We start from the raw sequence: 16,627 nt of genomic DNA on the forward strand, positions 1-16,627 counted from the left end.
ATAAAATGAACACCATCGCATTTATCGGCCTGGGCAATATGGGCGGCCCCATGGCTGCCAACCTAGTAAAAGCTGGCTTTGACGTGCGCGCCTTTGATCTTTCTCAAGAGGCGCAAGAGACCGCCAAAGGGAATGGCTGTGAAGTGGCTTTCTCTGCTCAGGAAGCTGCCACCGACGCCGACTTTATCATTTCAATGCTGCCCGCCGGAAAGCATGTACGCGGGCTATATATTGAAGACGATGCGCCGCTGTTTGAAGTGATCAAACGTGGAGCGCTGGTCATCGACTGCTCTACCATTGACGGTGCCACTGCCCGAGGTGTTGCTGAAGAGGGCGAGAAGCTGGGTATCGGCTTTATCGATGCGCCGGTTTCCGGTGGCGTGGCGGCGCTCAAGCGGGCACCTTGACCTTTATTGTGGGCGGCAGCGAGGTCGAGTTCAGGCTGGCCAAGCCGGTGCTGGAAGCCATGGGCAAAAACATCTTCCACGCCGGAGATCACGGCGCAGGGCAGGTGGCCAAAGCCTGCAACAACATGCTGCTCTCTATCCTGATGGCGGGCACCTGCGAAGCGATCAATATGGGCGTCAAAAACGGCCTGGATCCCGCGGTGCTTTCAGAGATCATGAAGCAAAGCTCCGGCGGTAACTGGGCGCTCAATGTTTACAATCCCTACCCAGGCGTCATGAAAACGCACCGGCCTCCAAAAACTACCAAGGCGGCTTCCAGGTCGATCTAATGATCAAAGACTTAGGCCTTGCCATGGATGTCAGCCAGCAAAGCGCCTCCGCAGTCCCCATGGGCTCCGCCGCCCGCTCACTGTTCACCCTGCATAAAGCCAAAGGCAACGGTAAACTCGACTTCTCAAGCCTGATGCAGTTTTATCAGGATAAAGAGTGAGGTGTGAGGTGTGAGGTGTGAGGTGTGAATGGTAAGTGGTGAGGAGCGGGGTTTTGTAGCTCGTGGTAACGAGTTTTGCGAGGAACGAGCAACACGAGGCACCCGTATGGACGGCCCCGCGCGAAAGGGCGGCGAAGCCGCCCCAGCTATCCCACCAAAGCCACAGCTTGTCTCCGATCTCAAGGGCGGGCAAACTTAAAGAAACTGCTCATATACAAGGACTACCATGATCACGCTTTGGGGCCGCAACAATTCCACCAACGTCAAAAAAGTGCTTTGGGTGCTAGAAGAGCTGGATTTGCCGTTCGAGCAGATACAGGCGGGGCTTGAGCACGGGGTCAACAACGCCGGAATACCTGGCCATGAACCCCACCGGCCTAGTGCCGCTACTCAAAGATGACGCCACCAACAGCGTGCTGTGGGAATCCAATACGATTATTCGCTACCTTGCCGCGCAGTACGGGCAAAGCAAGCTATGGATCGAAGCCCCCGCCGAACGGGCGCAGGCAGAAAAGTGGATGGATTGGTCGAACAGCACCCTGTCACCCAGGCACCGCACGATCCTGATGGGCTATGTCAGAACCCCACCTGAAAAACGCGATAATGTTGCCCTTGAAGTGGGTATGCAGGCGTGTGAAGAGCTGTTTGAGTTGATGGAGAACGTGCTGGCCAAGCAGACGTTCTTCTCGGGCAATGAGTTTGGCCTGGGCGATATTGCCGTTGCACCCTTTATCTACAACTTATGGCATATCGGCTTAACCTGGCAGCCACGCCCCAATCTAGAACGCTGGTACCAACAAATCGCCGAACGCCCCACCTACCAAAAAGTGGTGGTGATTCCTGTAACGTGATGCTTGAATCTAAATGAGGTAAGCGCACTTGTAGCGCGTGGTAATGCCTAAAAGCTCGCCTCAACCTCCGCCAACTCATCATCCAGCGCCTGCAATACCTCACACTCCAACCCATGGCGTCGGGCGCTCTCAATCAACGGCCCCAATATCGCCCCGCGCTCGGTGGGGCGTTTAGCCTCCACATCCTGCAACATCGAAGCCTTATTGTTTGCCGTGTTCTCCACCACCTGCCACACCAACGCCAACCACGCACCTTCACCGTTGTCATCATTGGGCGGCGCAATGCCCTCGGCCAGCATAATCGCCGCGACTTCCTTTACCACCGCCGCCACACGGCCCTAAGCTTCACCGCGCAATTCACCATTACGCACACCATTTAATGCCACCAACGGATTAATCGCCGCGTTCACCGCCAACTTCTGCCATAAGCGCTGGCGAATATCACACACCTTTGTGGCGGCAAGCCGTGCCTGGGTTAATGTTTGGGCCAGTTCTTCCGCCAGCGCACCGTGGTGGTTATGCAAATCACCCACAAAGGTATGCCCACGCCCCGCACGCACCACGCCATCATCACCGGTTAGATAAGCGCCTTCAGTTGTTGTGGCGCACAACACCGGCCCTGGCCACGCCTGGGTAATACGTGGCTGCGCCAAAAAACCGTTTTGCCACAGCACCAGAGGAGTAGAAGGGGGAATACAGTCAGTAATGCCAGCCAGCGCCGACTCAGCCACCATCGCTTTAGTAGTGATATGTACAAAGGTGGGCGGTTCAGGCGTGTTTGATGCCAGTTGAGCTATCGTCAACGAATTTAATGACCGCACGCGCTGTTCGCCTTCCGGTGTGGCCAGTATCTGACTCACAGGCAGCGAACGGCGACCAAGCAGCGTGGTAGTCGCTATTGGAGACAGTGAATGGGCCAGCAGGCGGCCAATGGCGCCCGGGCCGAGTATCCAGTGGGTAGTCATATCAAGCATGTACTCAGCAGTGGCGTTGCCGCCAAGCTTACCGCGTTTGGTTTAGGGTCGCGAAGGTGAAAAAAGCCGAGCAAAGGGGACTAATGGCTAGTGACGGTGGTAAACAATGTCTGATAGGTTTGATGCTAAGTGAATTTGGTGGATGAAGTGGTCAATGTGTGACGGCGTATGATGCCCGATGTTGTCATGAGACATTATTTGATGGCTGATTTCGACCCAAAGCGGCCGTTCCGGAAAATGCAGCAGCCGCGCGGATTTTAGATATACAGCCTAATCGAAATTACCAATTATGTAAGTCAACAACTTGGAATGGATTTTAAGGCTGCACTTGTCGGATAAACGTGCAGGCACGTTTATCGAATCATAGGATAGGCAGTCTACTACCTGTTCGGCGGCGGTACATCGCGATCACTCGCTAGCCGCGTGGAAGTGTAGCCTTGATGAAAGGAACCCATGATGAGTGACCTAATATTGCTTGAGCCCTATCGCTCCGCTTTTCTTGTTGACGGATACAACTGCGGACTGGTGAAAGTGGTGGGGGACGGCGAAATCTCGCAGGAGCCGATGCATGAAGTCGGAAAAAGCGAGTCGCTTCAGCGGCGGGTCAGAGAGATGGCGCTCTTCTATCCGTCAGTCCAAGTGATCCATCATGAGCACCCCGGACAAGCAGAAGATATAGTTAAGAAAGCAAGAACGCCGGTTTTGAGTGCACTAGGTCTCATGCAATGGGGCATCATGACTACACCAAACATCCCCGTAGATGAAGACCGCGTATCCCGTCTGGCCAAGGGCATGAAGTCAGTGGAGGACTTCTGGGCTATAGAAGAGAGCAATCTCAAAACATGGGGTCCATTAATTGCTTCCCAAATCGTAGCCCGAAACAAGTTGAATCATCCTGGTTTCTTTGACGTTTTGATGCATCATCGCCTGCGTGACAGCGCTTCAATGGACGATGCGGCCTCCAGGCTCCCAGCAGCCCTACGGCGCCAAGTCCCAAGTTTTCTACAGTTTGCTAATGACCATCAGTTCGACCTAGTCATCTTCTCAACCCTGAACGAATTGCTTGAGGTAGATGCTGCAACTCAAGCAAGCCGGTGTCATGTTGCGCTGAACGATTCGTTTGGCGAAAAGTGTACGACGCTCACACCCGAGGTGGCATCCCAGATGAGGGCGGTTCTCATCGAAAGACTGTTGGAGAAGGAGTTGCGCTTCCCTATACCAAACAGTCTGCCGGAGCTGCGTGACATCCAAAGACGGGAGGAGATGGTGTCCTTTCGGGTACTGTTTCAATCGTGGCTCTCAGAATTGAGGAAATTGGGTGGGGAAGAAGAGCTCAGGTTGAGGAAAGAAGTTCGGCGTGCGATGCGCCAGTTTAAGATGGCTCCTCGACTCGATACGGCCGGGATGCTCTGTATGGTTGTCGCTGCCCCGATGGGGCTCGCGGGGCCGATGGGAGCAATTGGCGGAGCGGTACTCGGATTGACTGGGATGGGGCTAGATCGACTATCGAGCAGATGGCAAAGCGAGTCCGCATGGGTCAATCTCTGCGCAAAGAGCGTCGGCTAGCTAGAGCAACGCACGTGGCAGATTTTACACGCTGTCCTTAGTTGAAATAGCGTGGCTCGCCGTCGAACAAGCGCATGCAGCTGACTGCCCACCCGCTTCGCGTGTGGCCCGCAACTGATGTCGGTCATTATAAGGTGTTATCCAAGGGGAAATTATGAACTTTGATAAGTATAACCGAAGCGTGTCACTTCTCTGTCCTACTTGTGGGTCAACACAATTCGAGTATAACGAGACCCTTGAAAACGATTATGCAAATTTACGCTGCATCTGCTGTGATCGCGAAATGACCAAGGAAGAGCTCATTCATGAGAATTCTGAAAATATTGATGAGCACATGGGAGAAAAAGGTAAGCAGGCCGTGGACGACGTAGCGAAAGAAATGAGGAAATCCCTGAAGAAAGCATTCAGCGGTAACAAAAACATAAAGTTTAAGTAGGCCTTATGGAAATATCTCTTGGAGACGTAATTGCGGCTGTAGCGCTTCTGTTCTCAGGTTATGCAGCCTGGCGTTCGCGAGGTCTAAGACAAAAAGAAGAAGAGTTGATCGAAATTCAGCACAAACTGAACGCGCTAATGCTTGATAAAGAAGAAAGAGAAGCCCTGAGCGCAAACGCGGCAGTACTCGGAGCAAATTTCATCACCCTTGGTAGTAAAAAGCATCGTCTCAAGGTCTTCAACAAAGGTAAAGCTACGGCCCACCAGGTTAGCCTTGAATTTCCGGAGGGTAACGACAGCATCATAGATGCTGACCTGCAGGAAAAGTTTCCAATGGAGTTAATGGAGCCGGGTCAGTCCGTGGAGCTAATTGCATCATTCAGTATGCAAACCAAGCGTAAGCAGGTAATAAAGCTTCATTGGAAGAACGCTGAAGGTGAATTGTTTGAAAAGGTCACCCATGCGACTCTTTAGCACATATATCCAGCCGCTTTTGACAGAAAAAATGTATCATTTCAATAAAATAGGAGCTGCGTCATATGTCATGGGTAGATATTTTGGCGAACATACCCACCAATGCCGTCCTTAGACAGAAGCTAGGGGAGCTGACAGCTGAATTTGAAGCGTTGGAATATCGAATTGTGGAACTTGAAAGAGAAAATGTAGAGCTTAAAGCTCAGCTTGAGGGAGACGATACTGAGCTGCATGATATTGAAATTCAAATACTAGAATTTTTAGGGAAAGCTGGAAAATACATAGATAAAAACAGTTTTCTTACACAGCTCCAGATGCCCCCAGCAAAAGCGGAACACTACCTAAACTCTCTTCGAGATAAGGGCTACCTTAAAGCACAATACAACATGATGACTGGTGCAAGTTATAATCTGTCACAAAAAGGTTCAAATTTTCTGATTGAAACTGGAAGGCTTTAGTTATTACGCCTAGCCAGGAGCACCAGTACGCCGCCGAAATCGGCGGCAGGACGCTCGCAAGTTCACGCTTCTGTGCGCGTTGTTAAGCTCATGGCAATGATGGAGTTCAGGTTTGCTTTATAAGTATCTACCACCCGAAAGAGTCGATGTCTTAGAAGCGATGAGAATTCGCTTTACCTCAGTGGTATCCCTGAACGACCCATTCGAGTGCTTGCTTAAAATTGGTGAGCATGAGTATGCGGTCGACCCGAATGAAGCTAAAAACAGCACGAAATTCCTTTCATTGTCGAGAAATCACCAGAACCTTTTGATGTGGGCTCATTATGCCGATTGCCACAAAGGATTCGTTATCGGATTCCATCGTGGAAATGGCTTTTTTAAGAACTCAAATACCGTTCGTTACCGCAAGCTGCGCTCAGACCTCAACGGGGCCCAGCCACATAGGCTCGCATCACAAGAGATCACGAAAGCTATAGCTTTGGAGAAAGCTATAGACTGGGCATACGAAGAAGAAGAGAGACTTTTTCTTGATGATGTTCCAAATGACCTAGTGTTGGTCGGCAAAGACTATTGGCAACAATCAATTCTGCTCAACTCTTTTCCAAAGGATAGCTTGGCAGCCGTGTACTTGGGAGTGAGAGCGAGCAATAGCTTGATTTCACGCATTGAGATCGCGCTTTCTAACATGATACTGAGATACCAATCTATCGTGCTAGAGCGAGCAAAGGGGAGTTTTCAATTACTTTTGATGAGCTCAGAAAAGCTTAATAAAGTTAGTCACGGCGACATCTACGGCATTGCGGCTTCGCCTACATTTCGTAGCCGCGCGTGTTGAGCGGTGTTACATCAAGACCTACTAAAAGTCTGCTCTTGGCCGGATAACGACGGCCCGAAATGGGCCGTCGTTTATCATTGTCAAACTTCTGTCTGTTCTGCCATTTCCAACGCGTCATCTACCTCAATCCCTAGATACCTGACGGTGCTTTCCAGCTTCGTGTGACCCAGGAGAAGTTGCACTGCCCTCAAATTTTTCGTGCGACGGTATATCAGCGAAGCTTTTGTACGTCGCATCGTGTGCGTGCCATAAATTGACGCATCTAGTCCTATTTCGGTAACCCAGGCTTTCACAATACGGGCATATTGGCGCGTTGAGAGATGCTTTGCGCTATTGATTCGGCTGGGAAACAGAAAGTCCTCGCTCCGGAGCTTAGAAATTTGTATCCAGTCGATAATAGCGATGCGAGTTTGCTCGGTAATTTCGAATTGGACAGGTCGATGTGTCTTTTGCTGCATCACAATGGCTCTTGGGGATATGCAGGCACCATGGGCTATATCCCGTATTCGTAAATTGACGAGGTCGCAGCCCCGTAATTTGCTATCGATGGCTAAATTGAAGAGGGCGAGGTCTCTCGTCTTTTTGGCAAGCTGTAGGCGGACACGGATGGCCCAGATATCTCTGAGACGCAGTGGTGCCTTCTGCCCAACCAACTTGCCTTTATTCCAAGGAGTAAAGGGGTTTTGAGTCGAAACGTTCATGGCAAGATCCTCCATCGGGTGGAGATCAAAGAATGGAACATTTTACCTAAGCTTGTGCTGTGATGGCCACTGAGAATGGTGGTCATCGATAACAAAGACGTGCCGATGTGAGCCTCGATAATGATGGTGGGAATGGCGATGAGGTTCCGGCCCCTCCCATCCCTCATGCTCGTGTTGATGGTGTTCATCGTGGTAGTGCAGATGGGTATGGGTTATGGCTGCGTGCTCGTGCTCAAGAGTTCTCAGGTCAGATTTATGCCAGATAAGGGCTGTGAGCGCCGTTGCTGCCAGAGCAATCGTTCCCAGCAAAGCGAACGTTCCCGTCAGCCCCAGGTTTACCCCCAGCCAACCTGCCAACGGATAAGTGACCAGCCAACAGCTGTGTGACAAGGAAAATTGGGCAGCAAACAGCGCTGGACGATCCTCCGGCTGACACGAGCGTTTGAGCAGGCGTCCGGAGGGGGTCATAACCAACGAGGCCCCCGCGCCCAACAGCAACCATAGCCCGGCAAGCCCCGCAAACGATGGGCCTAGCCAGCCCAGGTAGAGACTGAGTGCCATCATAACGCCACCCAACAGCATAACTGGGCGCTCGGGTATCCGATCCAGCGCCTTGGGCAGCAATAAGGCCACCAGCATGGAACCTCCACCTGCGGCGGCAAAGGCCAGGGCTACCTCTTTCTCGCCCAAACCCAACACCGAGCGCACAAGCACCACCGTGTTGACGATCTGCATGGCTCCGGCGGCTGAAACCGCCAAGTTCAACGCCAGTAGCCCGCGCAGCCGGGGTGTTTTAAGGTAAATCCGCATGCCGCGGGTAACACGACGCCAGACGCTAGGAGCTTCCTCTAGGGCAAGAGGCGCAGGCAGGGTTACCGATATAACCAGGGCGGCAGAGATTACGAATGCCAGAGCGTTGAGTACAAACAGGACATCAAAACCCATCACTATTAGCAGTGCCGCCGCCACCATCGGGCTAAGAAGGTTCTCTAAATCATAGGCGAGACGTGACAGGGATAATGCTCGTGTGTACTGCTCTTCGTCTTCGAGAATGTCAGGTATCGTCGCCTGGAAAACGGGCGTAAAGCCAGCTGAACAAGCATTGAGTAGAAAGATCAGCACATAGATCTGCCACACTTCGGTAACAAAAGGCAGTGCACAAACCACGGCTGCACGCAGCAAGTCCAGGCTAACCAACAAGGTGCGCCGAGGCAGGCGTGATGCATAAGCGCCGACCAGAGGGGCAATGCCCACGTAAGCGACCATCTTGATCGCCAGCGCCGTGCCTAGCACGACACCCGCCTGACCTTCAGCAAGATCGTGAGCCAGTAACGCCAGCGCAACCGTGGTCAGGCCAGTGCCGATCAGTGCAATGACCTGCGCCAGAAAGAGATGGCGGTAGATGCGGTGGGCGAGTACATCGAGCATAGAACTTCCTCAAATGAGGGGTGCCTAAAAGCGCCTACAGGTAGCGTGCAATCGTCTTGAACTCTTCAGCCCGCGCCTGTTGCGTTTGATTCTGAGTACCTAGTGCTTCGTCTAGGCAGTGGTCGATGTGATCCAGGACTAAGGTGCGTTTAGCTTGCTGAATGGCTTTTTCTACCGCATGGAGTTGTTGAGCGATGTCCAGGCAGTGGCGTCCATCCTCTACCATCTGGGTCACGCTCGAAAGGTGCCCCCGAGCGCGGTTCAGGCGCTTGATGATATCGGGATGTGACTGGTGAGTATGCATTGTCATTTTCTTTTCCCTTATTATATTCCTATCCCCCCAGGGGGGATGGTAATCTATCGCCGTTGTTCTGCCAACGCTATGGTTCAGGACAGACGGTCATCTACTTTTCTGATTTTCACTTTTATCCTGGTTGCTTTACATGCTCCATCGGCTTCGCCACCGCCTTGGCTATCTGATCCTGCTGCTGCTTTTCCTGCCTAGTCTGGTACTCACCAGCGTGGGCGAGGCGCGTGCGCATGGAGCTATGGTTGGCGTTGAGTCGTCTCCCCACGAGAATGTGCAGAAGGGCCATGGGCATACCCATGGCCACGAGCACGAAGACAGTCGCCACCTGCATAATGAGAGTGGCAGTCACTTTCATGAAAAAGCGGATCGGCCTGGGACAGGCATTACCGTCGAGCCGAACTTCCGCGACGCCCTGCGGCTAGGCGAACACAGCGGCCTACCGCTGCGTCGCGTCTACCGCTTGGAGCGTCCTCCACGGCCAGTCATCGCTGGATGATTGGGGCCGTCCCCCGGACGGCCAATTTTAATGACAGACCCGTGGAGGTTTTATGTTTCCATCCCAACTAGGGGGTGCGTTCGGCTTATCTGCTATGACCCGATGCCACGCATTGACCCTTTTCACACTGCTGGTGATGCTCCTGGGAGCCAGTGGTGAAGTCCTTGCCCACGCCGTTGCTGAAGGCGACAAAGGGTACATCCAAGAGATCTATGGCGTTCACCTGATCTCTTTCGTCTATCTCGGTGCTAAGCACATGGTGACGGGGTATGACCACATCCTGTTTTTGCTAGGGGTGATCTTTTTCCTCTACCGAATGCAGCATATCGCCATCTACGTCAGCCTCTTCGCCATCGGTCACTCTACGACCATGCTGCTAGGGGTGTACTTTAATATCGGCATCAATAGCTACCTCATCGATGCCATCATCGGTCTCTCCGTTGTCTACAAGGCACTCGATAACATCGGTGCTTATCAGCGCTGGTTCGGTTTTCAGCCCAATACCAAGGTGGCGACGTTGGTCTTCGGCCTGTTCCATGGCTTTGGACTGTCGAGCAAGATCATTGAGTACGATATCGCTTCTGATGGATTAGTCCCCAATCTCCTGGCGTTCAACGTTGGGGTAGAGATCGGCCAGCTACTGGCCCTGAGCGCCATCCTTATCGTGATGGGTTTCTGGCGACGCACCAATGGCTTCTTACGCCACGCCTACACCGCTAACGTCGCCATGATGTGCGCTGGCTTTATGCTGGTTGGTTATCAGATCACCGGCTATTTCATCGCCTAATTCAGGAGAGATCCAAATGTACAATACCGACCTTCCCACCCGTGCCGAGCTACCTTCGACGGGTAAATTACTTCGATCTACGTTGCTGGCTGCGGTAATAGCCATTGCTTTATTGGTTACTGTGGTGCTGCCCGCAGAGTATGCCATCGACCCCACCGGCGCGGGCCGTTTGTTGGGGCTGACCGAGATGGGTGAAATCAAGACCCAACTGGCCGAGGAAGCCGAGCTTGACCAGGCCAATGATCAAGCCAGTGCTCAGCAGGCGTCTCAACCCGCTGCATCTCAAGAGACCGCCAGTGATCGCCAGCCTGAGACGGCAAGCGATGCTGATGCTCAAACTTCCACTTCGGATGCAGAGATGGCTCCCCAAACAGCCAATTCAGCTTCAGCGAGTGATCCAGTTGCACCTTCGCCCACTGATTCTGAATGGGTGATGACCGATGCCAGCGTGGCTCTGGCAGAGGCATTGGCTACTGAGAAAGCCGTTTCCCAGACGGCGCAAGCGGAAGAAGCGTCCCCGTGGAGCGATGAGGTGAGCTTTACCCTGACGCCAGGGGAAGGCACGGAGTACAAACTCACCATGCAAGAAGGGGCGGTTGCTACATTTGCCTGGGCATCAGAAGGTGGCCCGGTCAACTTTGATACGCACGGTGATGGTAATGGTAACTCCATCAGTTACGAGAAAGGCCGTGGCGTGCCCGAGGATGAAGGTGAGCTAGAAGCCGCTTTCAATGGCAATCACGGTTGGTTTTTCCGTAACCGCAATGATAGCGATGTGACTATTGTCTTGCGTGTGGGTGGAGATTATGGAGAGTTAGTTAAGGCCCTTTAACGGATTAGCCTCTAGCGCTCTCTTGAGTGCTAGAGGTTTTCTTCGAACCAGTGTCATTAAAGTATTCGTAGCTGTATTGGTTTATTGATATACCACTTGATATAAAAAATTATCTTCAAGCGCATGAGATGATGCAATAGCTCAGTTAGCAAAACCATTTAGGCGTATATGCGAAATATCTTAAAGTCGGGTTCTGGACGATAGCGACACTCCAGTCAGGGCCTGCGTATGTCCCTGTCAAACTTCTGTCTTTTCTTCCATTTTAAAGCGTCATCCACTTCTATCCCAAAGTATCAAACAGTGCTTTCCAGCTAACGTATCATTCGTGGCTCAGACCATCGCGCCGGAATGCTAAGTGCTAGAGCGCAGTTTTGCATGGCCACCACGCCAGCAGGCGTAAACATACGCCTGCTGGCAACGGTTGAGCAGACTTGCCGGCCCTTGTGGGCCGGTTTTGTCGGGGAAGGTGCTTCTGATCAGGGAGCAATGCGGGTACTGGCATCGGTAAAGCCGATCAGCGAAATATCTATGTCCATGCGTTCACCGCGTGGACTAATCATGCTGAGGGTTGCTGTATTGCCACTGCGGAGTTGCTGCAACATCGAGGACTCAATGGGCACGTCAGCACGGCACCCTTGCTCCTGGCATACCTGATAGGGGAATTGGACTGGTTCAGCGTTATCCACACTGAATTGCAAGCCCGGGGCCAGACGTACCCCCAGCGGCACGAAGAAGCTCATCACCGGGTCATCGATCTGAGGCGGGTAGTCGAGAATTACCTGCATCAAGGGCTGGTCGCTGTCAGGTTGAGTGATCAATTGCGACATCGCACAAGGGCTCGGGCCCTCGGCACTACTCTGGCAACGGACTTCCCAGTCCTGGAACGACTCGGTAGTGACATCATTACCGGAGGCTGCCCCCGGTTGTTGTTGGCTGAAGGCATTGGGAGACAACGCCAAGAGCGATAATAGCCCCATCCTGCATAGGTTTTGAGACAGGTTTTGAGTAAGAGAGTGCGGCATTGGCGTAACCTTCTGTTGGTTCGTTGATGGTGGATAATATTACTTACCATGCCTGCTTGTTCGCTTGAGGTCGAGCCCTTGATTTACGAGAGCATGGCTGGGCGGTTTACCTTCCTCTCCACCTCGTTTTCCTGAGCGTTTTTTTATTTAAGGTAAATATAGACTTTATTTGTGAAACCATTCGCTATATAGGCGAGTTCCGGAGTGGCGATTAAGGCTTACACAGGGCGCTAGGCAGGCGTGTTGCCGCGTGTAGCGGTGCAACTGCTGCTGAGTCTCTCTAAGCTGAAAAACACCGTCAGATATCCTGCCGATATAAATCTGGCATTATACCCTGAGCAATATTTTGATATACCCAGGCTGTATTTATATGCCCGCTTACCTTTGCAGTTTTTATTGGCGTGGTTTGTGTAGTGGTCAATTAAAAGTGAAAGGCAAGAGTGTGAAGGGGCTGTTTGAAATTATGTAAGGTAACAAAGTTTCGTTCTATCAAAAGCAACGCCTAACACTACTGCATTTTGCTATTTAGTCTTAGCAGTGAGCGGTAGTGCTGAGTTAGGCTCGCTTAGTTACCTAGTACGTTGGTTTCGCTTTTCTTTGATGATTTAGCAGCTTTCTTTTCTTTGGCTGTTAAAAGGGGTTTCTTTTTAGTGTCTTTTTTACTGTCTTTTCCTTTGCTCATGCTATTTGCCTCTATTAATCCATTAGTTGACCCGTTAAGCTGTATGAAACCAGCTTCCGTGAGCTGATGTTAGCGCATAAAGTGTCGACGCGCATTGTATATAGTTAATACCCTGCTAAAACGTAAAAGCTGGCCTCACCCTGGCCTTATGAAATCTTCATGCAGTCGCAAGGTGACTGACAGACCGCACCTTGTTCCGCTTCAAGCTAATTCTTTGTTTCTATAGGGTTAAGCTTATTCGTTAGCTTTGACTAAAGTTATTTTTTGTCCGGTAATTGAACCGCGTAATATTCTACGCTGGCTTTTAAACGGCTATTTGCCTTACAGAACGCCCGAAAAGCGCTGATTTTGCAGCGCTGCCAGGGTGAGGTAGGTCACGGCAGACATCATTGAGTGGCTGCTGGGAAAGCTTGCGGTGTAGAGCATGGCTTCATGAGGGACGAGATCCGGGCGAGGGCTGTCAAAGCCCAGCTTCATCACGGTGCTGAGTAGTATGCCACCGGGCACCGCGATTGAGGCGAAGAGGGCTGCGCGATAGTGCCTGGCAAGCAACAGGTAGCCCAGTGGTGTGGGAGGGCGCTGGGGGCGACCCCGGCGCCTACCCGATGTCAACTCATACCGGGCAGTATTGTAAGATTATCCTCATCCCCAATGGGAAAATGCCACCGTTAAATGAATGAGGTCACCGCAGATTTCCGCGTGACGTGATTTTGGCCTCCCGCTCGACGGTATCACCACGCACCAGGTAGACCATGTCGAACAGGTTGGTGACGACGCAGGCATGGTTCGGAATTACACGTACTGTGTCGCCAATTAATGGTTTGTCCTCGCAGGCGGACAGGTCAACGACCGCGTGTTCCTCGGACAGAGCGATGATCACAGCATGCGGATACTCCACCAGATGTCCGTAGCCTTTGTACGGTGCTGGCACCGCATCGGCAGCCAGTGCCTTTGAGCCGGAATCGATTACTGCGCGATTTACGTTGGGGCGGCTGACCACCGTGGCCTTCACCGTTAACGCACAATCGTCTAGTGTCCCGACGCCGAAAGCGACTTGCATCCGGTCGGAATAGATGTAGGTGCCGGGTCGGTACTCGGTCGTGGCCGTTCCTTCGGCGGCGCGATACATATCGGGAGTGCCTCCGGAAGAGATCACCTTGGGCGGCAAGCCCGCCGACTCCAGCGCGGCCTTGGCTTTATGCAGCCACGTATCTGCTTTGGCGATGTTGCCCTTGGGTGGATACGTCATCAGCCCGCCGAAGGTCAGTCCTGGTGCATCGTTAATTTGCCGGGCGAGCTCGACCGCCTCTTCCGGAGTCTGCACTCCACAGCGCCCCGCGCCGGTATCGCATTCAACTAGGACATTCAGCGGTTCGGCTGCGTCGAACCGGGCGGCGTAACCCGCGACTGTATCGGTGCTATCGGCGGTAACTGATAAAGTCACGCGGGCATGTAAGTCGACCAGTCTGTCGAGCTTGGACGTGCCGATGATGTTGTAGGGCAAGAAAATATCGGTCAGCCCACCATCGGCCATTGCTGTGGCCTCTCCAATCTTTTGGCAAGTAATGCCGATCGCTCCTAGAGCTACCTGTTTCTGAGCCATTTCCGGAAGCTTGTGGGTTTTCACATGAGGCCGAAGAGGTAGGTCATGCGTATCGGCATAATCCTGTGCGCGTTTCAAGTTCGCTTCGACCCGGTCAAGATCGATTAGGACAGAGGGAGTGTCGATATCGTTGATATGCATCAGCTAATCTCATGAGAGTAATGGCATTGCTGAAGAGCAAGTTTGTGATCATTCACAATTCTACTCATCCTCTAAAGACTTCCTTAAGTTTTGGCTGTCAGGTTATCTCGCAACTGGGCCTTAAATTTAGGAGTCTGAAAATTGGGCAGATGCGACAAGCTCTTTCCAGCCTGAATGAGAGTTGCGCGATAAAGAGCATAGTTTTCCATCGCGTCTTGCTTGGGGGCGATGATGCAGACGGTGCTCTGGCAAATTCCTTCGGCATCTAGCACTGGTGCCGCAAAACAATGGGTGAAATTGTCAGCGATGCTGTCAAAAGAGAAAAATTGCTCGTTCCAGGCCGTCTGCACGCTTTCGACAAACTCTTGAGGATCAATATGGCCCCCGTGGGGACTTATAAAGTCCTCAGGTGGAATCAGCGCCAAGATCTCCTCCGCCGAAAGGTTGCCGAGAAGCAAACGGCCCGACGCAGTCCAGGGGATGGGCGTCCGTTCACCGACATCAGCACTGATCCTGAACGGTCGGTTACCCTCGTTCATCATCGCTACGAAGTACTTATCTCGCTCGAGCATACATAACTGTGATGTCTCCCGCGTCTGATCTGTGATCCATTCCAGTACTGGTCGGGCAAGACCCATTATGTCGAAGTGCTTCAAATAGTTTAGCCCCCAGTAGTGCAGCTTGCGTCCGAGGAAAACCCGTCCTTCAGAGTCAGTTCGTTCCAGTAAACCTGCTGCCGTCAGCAGGCCGACCAGTTCGTATATTGAGGACTTTGGTGCCCCCATGCCGGTTGCAATATCGATGGGTCGCTGTGGCTCGCTGGTTATGCAAAGGTAGTCGAGGATCAAGAAGGCGCGCTCCAGCCCGCGTTCCTTCGTTCTGGTGGGAGAGGCAGATTTCACATTGCTCATTCAGGTACCGGCCATTTCTTCGTTGGGTGTGCCCTCTGCAGGGCATTTTGGTCAGGTCGTCTTGCGAAAGGCAATGCAGTCAACTTCGACCTTGCAGTCGACGACCATTGCGGATTGAACACAGGCTCGGGCCGGGGGTGGTCGCCGAAGTACTGGGCAAAGATCTTGTTAAAGCTCCAGAAATCGCGTGGGTCGTCGAGCCAGACACCTACTCGCATGATGTCAGCAACGCTATAGCCAGCTGCTTCCACTATCGAAATCATGTTGCTGATCGCCTGATGGGCCTGTGGAACAATTCCACCGTCAATCACCTCACCCTCTACCATCGGCGTCTGGCCAGAAACATAGAGCCAGCCGTCGGCCTCTGTCGCTTTAGCAAACGGCAGCGCCTGACGCCCGGAGCCCTTGGATTCGTTTACACCGTATCTTTTAATACTCATGTTTTACCCTTATTCAAAACTTTGAACTTTTGAGGAATGCCGCTAGACGCTCTGACTTCGGATTGTGGAAGAGTTGTTCGGGCGGACCTTGCTCGCCAATGCGTCCATCCTGCATGAAGACGACTGTGTCCGACACGTCGTGAGCGAACTGCATCTCGTGAGTAACCAAGAGCATCGTCATGCCATCGGAGGCGAGATCCTTGACGACTGCCAGTACCTCGCTGACTAATTCCGGGTCAAGCGCGGAGGTCACCTCGTCAAAGAGCATGAGCACAGGGTTCATGGCGATCGCGCGGGCGATGGCGACGCGCTGCTGTTGGCCACCGGAAAGTTGGCCCGGGTAATGATCCTTCCAATTCTTCATGCCCACACGGTCCAGCCAACCCTCGGCGGCAGCGTAGGCCTCGTCCTTCGGGTCTTGCGAGTTTTGATCAGACCCAGCATGACATTATGTATCGCGCTCATGTGCGGGAAAAGGTTGAAATGCTGGAAAGCCATACCGGTCATGGCGCGCTGGCGGGCGATTTCCCTTTCTTTAAGCCGGATGCGCCTACCTTTGTGCTGCTTGTAACCGATCTGTTCCCCCTCAACAGCGACGACGCCATCCTCGTAGTCTTCCAGCAGGTTAACGCAGCGGAGCAGGGTTGTCTTTCCTGATCCGCTCGAGCCGATCAGACTCACGACATTACCACTTTGCATGGTTAGGTCGATGCCCTTGAGCACTTCGACCTCGCCGAACTTTTTATGCAGATTTGTGATTTCTAGAACGGGAATAGTCAATGTG

At 52.5% G+C, this 16,627-nt stretch carries 20 protein-coding genes and 2 pseudogenes; 11 read left to right on the forward strand and 11 right to left on the reverse strand.

Annotated features, from left to right (window positions below; translation table 11 throughout):
- The first annotated feature begins 5 nt into the window (after nt 1–5).
- The 3 genes and pseudogenes from mmsB (at nt 6) to FDY98_RS09895 (ending at nt 1,748) form a co-directional block, all read left to right on the forward strand.
- Nucleotides 6–897: pseudogene (gene mmsB, locus FDY98_RS09890) on the forward strand (3-hydroxyisobutyrate dehydrogenase).
- A 226-nt stretch (nt 898–1,123) separates the two neighbouring features.
- The gene (locus FDY98_RS27665; RefSeq protein WP_340146457.1) at nt 1,124–1,297 is read left to right on the forward strand and encodes a hypothetical protein; all 174 of its coding nucleotides are present in this window, start codon (nt 1,124–1,126) and stop codon (nt 1,295–1,297) included.
- Entirely contained in the window at nt 1,260–1,748 is a 489-nt protein-coding gene (locus tag FDY98_RS09895) for a glutathione S-transferase family protein (protein WP_340146458.1), read from the forward strand. The genes FDY98_RS27665 and FDY98_RS09895 overlap by 38 nt, the downstream gene beginning before the upstream one ends.
- A gap of 47 nt (nt 1,749–1,795) precedes the next feature.
- On the opposite strand, the pseudogene FDY98_RS09900 reads toward FDY98_RS09895, so the two are convergent.
- Nucleotides 1,796–2,713: pseudogene (locus tag FDY98_RS09900) on the reverse strand (ketopantoate reductase family protein).
- Between the two features lie 465 nt (nt 2,714–3,178).
- On the opposite strand from FDY98_RS09900, the gene FDY98_RS09905 reads away from it, so the two are divergent.
- The 5 genes from FDY98_RS09905 to FDY98_RS09925 all read left to right on the forward strand — a co-directional run bounded on the left by FDY98_RS09905 (nt 3,179) and on the right by FDY98_RS09925 (nt 6,490).
- A complete protein-coding gene (locus FDY98_RS09905) occupies nt 3,179–4,288 on the forward strand; it encodes a hypothetical protein (protein ID WP_027959165.1) in 1,110 nt (369 codons plus the stop codon).
- Between the two features lie 154 nt (nt 4,289–4,442).
- Nucleotides 4,443–4,724: an ECs_2282 family putative zinc-binding protein gene (locus tag FDY98_RS09910; protein WP_027959166.1), complete on the forward strand. Its 282-nt coding sequence runs from the start codon at nt 4,443–4,445 to the stop codon at nt 4,722–4,724.
- A gap of 5 nt (nt 4,725–4,729) precedes the next feature.
- On the forward strand, nt 4,730–5,197 hold the full coding sequence (locus tag FDY98_RS09915) for a hypothetical protein (RefSeq protein ID WP_027959167.1): 468 nt from the start codon (nt 4,730–4,732) through the stop codon (nt 5,195–5,197).
- Nucleotides 5,198–5,262: 65 nt separating this feature from the next.
- Nucleotides 5,263–5,655: a hypothetical protein gene (locus FDY98_RS09920; protein ID WP_027959168.1), complete on the forward strand. Its 393-nt coding sequence runs from the start codon at nt 5,263–5,265 to the stop codon at nt 5,653–5,655.
- 112 nt (nt 5,656–5,767) lie between these two features.
- The gene (locus tag FDY98_RS09925; protein ID WP_155705804.1) at nt 5,768–6,490 is read left to right on the forward strand and encodes a DUF2971 domain-containing protein; all 723 of its coding nucleotides are present in this window, start codon (nt 5,768–5,770) and stop codon (nt 6,488–6,490) included.
- A gap of 80 nt (nt 6,491–6,570) precedes the next feature.
- On the opposite strand, the gene FDY98_RS09930 is transcribed toward FDY98_RS09925, so the two are convergent.
- Genes FDY98_RS09930 through FDY98_RS09940 form a run of 3 tightly spaced genes read right to left on the reverse strand, consistent with a single transcriptional unit; the run spans nt 6,571 to nt 8,929 of the window.
- Entirely contained in the window at nt 6,571–7,191 is a 621-nt protein-coding gene (locus FDY98_RS09930) for a tyrosine-type recombinase/integrase (protein ID WP_027959170.1), read from the reverse strand.
- A gap of 42 nt (nt 7,192–7,233) precedes the next feature.
- Nucleotides 7,234–8,619: an MFS transporter gene (locus tag FDY98_RS09935; protein WP_027959171.1), complete on the reverse strand. Its 1,386-nt coding sequence runs from the start codon at nt 8,617–8,619 to the stop codon at nt 7,234–7,236.
- A 34-nt stretch (nt 8,620–8,653) separates the two neighbouring features.
- Nucleotides 8,654–8,929 carry a metal-sensing transcriptional repressor gene (locus FDY98_RS09940; RefSeq protein ID WP_027959172.1) on the reverse strand — a complete coding sequence of 92 codons (276 nt, stop codon included), beginning with the start codon at nt 8,927–8,929 and terminating at the stop codon, nt 8,654–8,656.
- 133 nt (nt 8,930–9,062) lie between these two features.
- Between FDY98_RS09940 and FDY98_RS09945 the strand changes: the two genes are divergently transcribed.
- The 3 genes from FDY98_RS09945 to FDY98_RS09955 are packed head-to-tail and all read left to right on the forward strand — an operon-like array spanning nt 9,063 to nt 11,044.
- Complete coding sequence (locus FDY98_RS09945; RefSeq protein ID WP_155705805.1) at nt 9,063–9,425, forward strand: hypothetical protein; 363 nt, start codon at nt 9,063–9,065, stop codon at nt 9,423–9,425.
- A gap of 52 nt (nt 9,426–9,477) precedes the next feature.
- Nucleotides 9,478–10,212, forward strand: a complete 735-nt coding sequence (locus FDY98_RS09950; protein WP_196517942.1) for a HupE/UreJ family protein — start codon at nt 9,478–9,480, stop codon at nt 10,210–10,212.
- A 16-nt stretch (nt 10,213–10,228) separates the two neighbouring features.
- Entirely contained in the window at nt 10,229–11,044 is an 816-nt protein-coding gene (locus tag FDY98_RS09955) for a hypothetical protein (protein WP_027959175.1), read from the forward strand.
- A gap of 476 nt (nt 11,045–11,520) precedes the next feature.
- Here the strand turns inward: FDY98_RS09955 and FDY98_RS09960 are convergent, their stop codons facing one another.
- The 7 genes from FDY98_RS09960 to FDY98_RS29460 form a co-directional block, all read right to left on the reverse strand.
- Nucleotides 11,521–12,066 carry an invasion associated locus B family protein gene (locus tag FDY98_RS09960; RefSeq protein WP_035537441.1) on the reverse strand — a complete coding sequence of 182 codons (546 nt, stop codon included), beginning with the start codon at nt 12,064–12,066 and terminating at the stop codon, nt 11,521–11,523.
- 1,003 nt (nt 12,067–13,069) lie between these two features.
- The gene (locus FDY98_RS09965; protein WP_027965450.1) at nt 13,070–13,360 is read right to left on the reverse strand and encodes a phosphatase PAP2 family protein; all 291 of its coding nucleotides are present in this window, start codon (nt 13,358–13,360) and stop codon (nt 13,070–13,072) included.
- Nucleotides 13,361–13,430: 70 nt separating this feature from the next.
- Nucleotides 13,431–14,492 (reverse strand): D-TA family PLP-dependent enzyme, encoded by a 1,062-nt coding sequence (locus FDY98_RS09970; protein ID WP_027959178.1) that lies wholly within the window; start codon nt 14,490–14,492, stop codon nt 13,431–13,433.
- 83 nt (nt 14,493–14,575) lie between these two features.
- Entirely contained in the window at nt 14,576–15,403 is an 828-nt protein-coding gene (locus FDY98_RS09975; RefSeq protein WP_081742530.1) for an IclR family transcriptional regulator, read from the reverse strand.
- The gene (locus FDY98_RS09980) at nt 15,400–15,843 is read right to left on the reverse strand and encodes a RidA family protein (RefSeq protein WP_340146459.1); all 444 of its coding nucleotides are present in this window, start codon (nt 15,841–15,843) and stop codon (nt 15,400–15,402) included. Before FDY98_RS09980 ends, FDY98_RS09975 begins: the two co-directional genes overlap by 4 nt.
- Nucleotides 15,844–15,856: 13 nt before the next feature.
- On the reverse strand, nt 15,857–16,207 hold the full coding sequence (locus FDY98_RS29455) for an ATP-binding cassette domain-containing protein (RefSeq protein ID WP_442907908.1): 351 nt from the start codon (nt 16,205–16,207) through the stop codon (nt 15,857–15,859).
- Nucleotides 16,204–16,623 carry an ATP-binding cassette domain-containing protein gene (locus tag FDY98_RS29460; RefSeq protein WP_442907909.1) on the reverse strand — a complete coding sequence of 140 codons (420 nt, stop codon included), beginning with the start codon at nt 16,621–16,623 and terminating at the stop codon, nt 16,204–16,206. Before FDY98_RS29460 ends, FDY98_RS29455 begins: the two co-directional genes overlap by 4 nt.
- Between the last annotated feature and the right edge of the window lie 4 nt (nt 16,624–16,627).

The organism is Halomonas sp. PA16-9, from assembly GCF_009728585.1.
Lineage (GTDB): Bacteria > Pseudomonadota > Gammaproteobacteria > Pseudomonadales > Halomonadaceae > Vreelandella > Vreelandella titanicae.

Bases quoted from the DNA above. Each gene is read 5' to 3' on its own strand.
- FDY98_RS27665 (WP_340146457.1), top strand. From the start codon at position 1,124: ATGATCACGCTTTGGGGCCGCAACAATTCCACCAACGTCAAAAAAGTG.
- FDY98_RS09895 (WP_340146458.1), top strand. From the start codon at position 1,260: ATGAACCCCACCGGCCTAGTGCCGCTACTCAAAGATGACGCCACCAAC.
- FDY98_RS09905 (WP_027959165.1), top strand. From the start codon at position 3,179: ATGAGTGACCTAATATTGCTTGAGCCCTATCGCTCCGCTTTTCTTGTT.
- FDY98_RS09910 (WP_027959166.1), top strand. From the start codon at position 4,443: ATGAACTTTGATAAGTATAACCGAAGCGTGTCACTTCTCTGTCCTACT.
- FDY98_RS09915 (WP_027959167.1), top strand. From the start codon at position 4,730: ATGGAAATATCTCTTGGAGACGTAATTGCGGCTGTAGCGCTTCTGTTC.
- FDY98_RS09920 (WP_027959168.1), top strand. From the start codon at position 5,263: ATGTCATGGGTAGATATTTTGGCGAACATACCCACCAATGCCGTCCTT.
- FDY98_RS09930 (WP_027959170.1), bottom strand. From the start codon at position 7,191: ATGAACGTTTCGACTCAAAACCCCTTTACTCCTTGGAATAAAGGCAAG.
- FDY98_RS09935 (WP_027959171.1), bottom strand. From the start codon at position 8,619: ATGCTCGATGTACTCGCCCACCGCATCTACCGCCATCTCTTTCTGGCG.
- FDY98_RS09940 (WP_027959172.1), bottom strand. From the start codon at position 8,929: ATGACAATGCATACTCACCAGTCACATCCCGATATCATCAAGCGCCTG.
- FDY98_RS09945 (WP_155705805.1), top strand. From the start codon at position 9,063: ATGCTCCATCGGCTTCGCCACCGCCTTGGCTATCTGATCCTGCTGCTG.
- FDY98_RS09950 (WP_196517942.1), top strand. From the start codon at position 9,478: ATGTTTCCATCCCAACTAGGGGGTGCGTTCGGCTTATCTGCTATGACC.
- FDY98_RS09955 (WP_027959175.1), top strand. From the start codon at position 10,229: ATGTACAATACCGACCTTCCCACCCGTGCCGAGCTACCTTCGACGGGT.
- FDY98_RS09960 (WP_035537441.1), bottom strand. From the start codon at position 12,066: ATGCCGCACTCTCTTACTCAAAACCTGTCTCAAAACCTATGCAGGATG.
- FDY98_RS09970 (WP_027959178.1), bottom strand. From the start codon at position 14,492: ATGCATATCAACGATATCGACACTCCCTCTGTCCTAATCGATCTTGAC.
- FDY98_RS09975 (WP_081742530.1), bottom strand. From the start codon at position 15,403: ATGAGCAATGTGAAATCTGCCTCTCCCACCAGAACGAAGGAACGCGGG.
- FDY98_RS09980 (WP_340146459.1), bottom strand. From the start codon at position 15,843: ATGAGTATTAAAAGATACGGTGTAAACGAATCCAAGGGCTCCGGGCGT.
- FDY98_RS29455 (WP_442907908.1), bottom strand. From the start codon at position 16,207: ATGAAGAATTGGAAGGATCATTACCCGGGCCAACTTTCCGGTGGCCAA.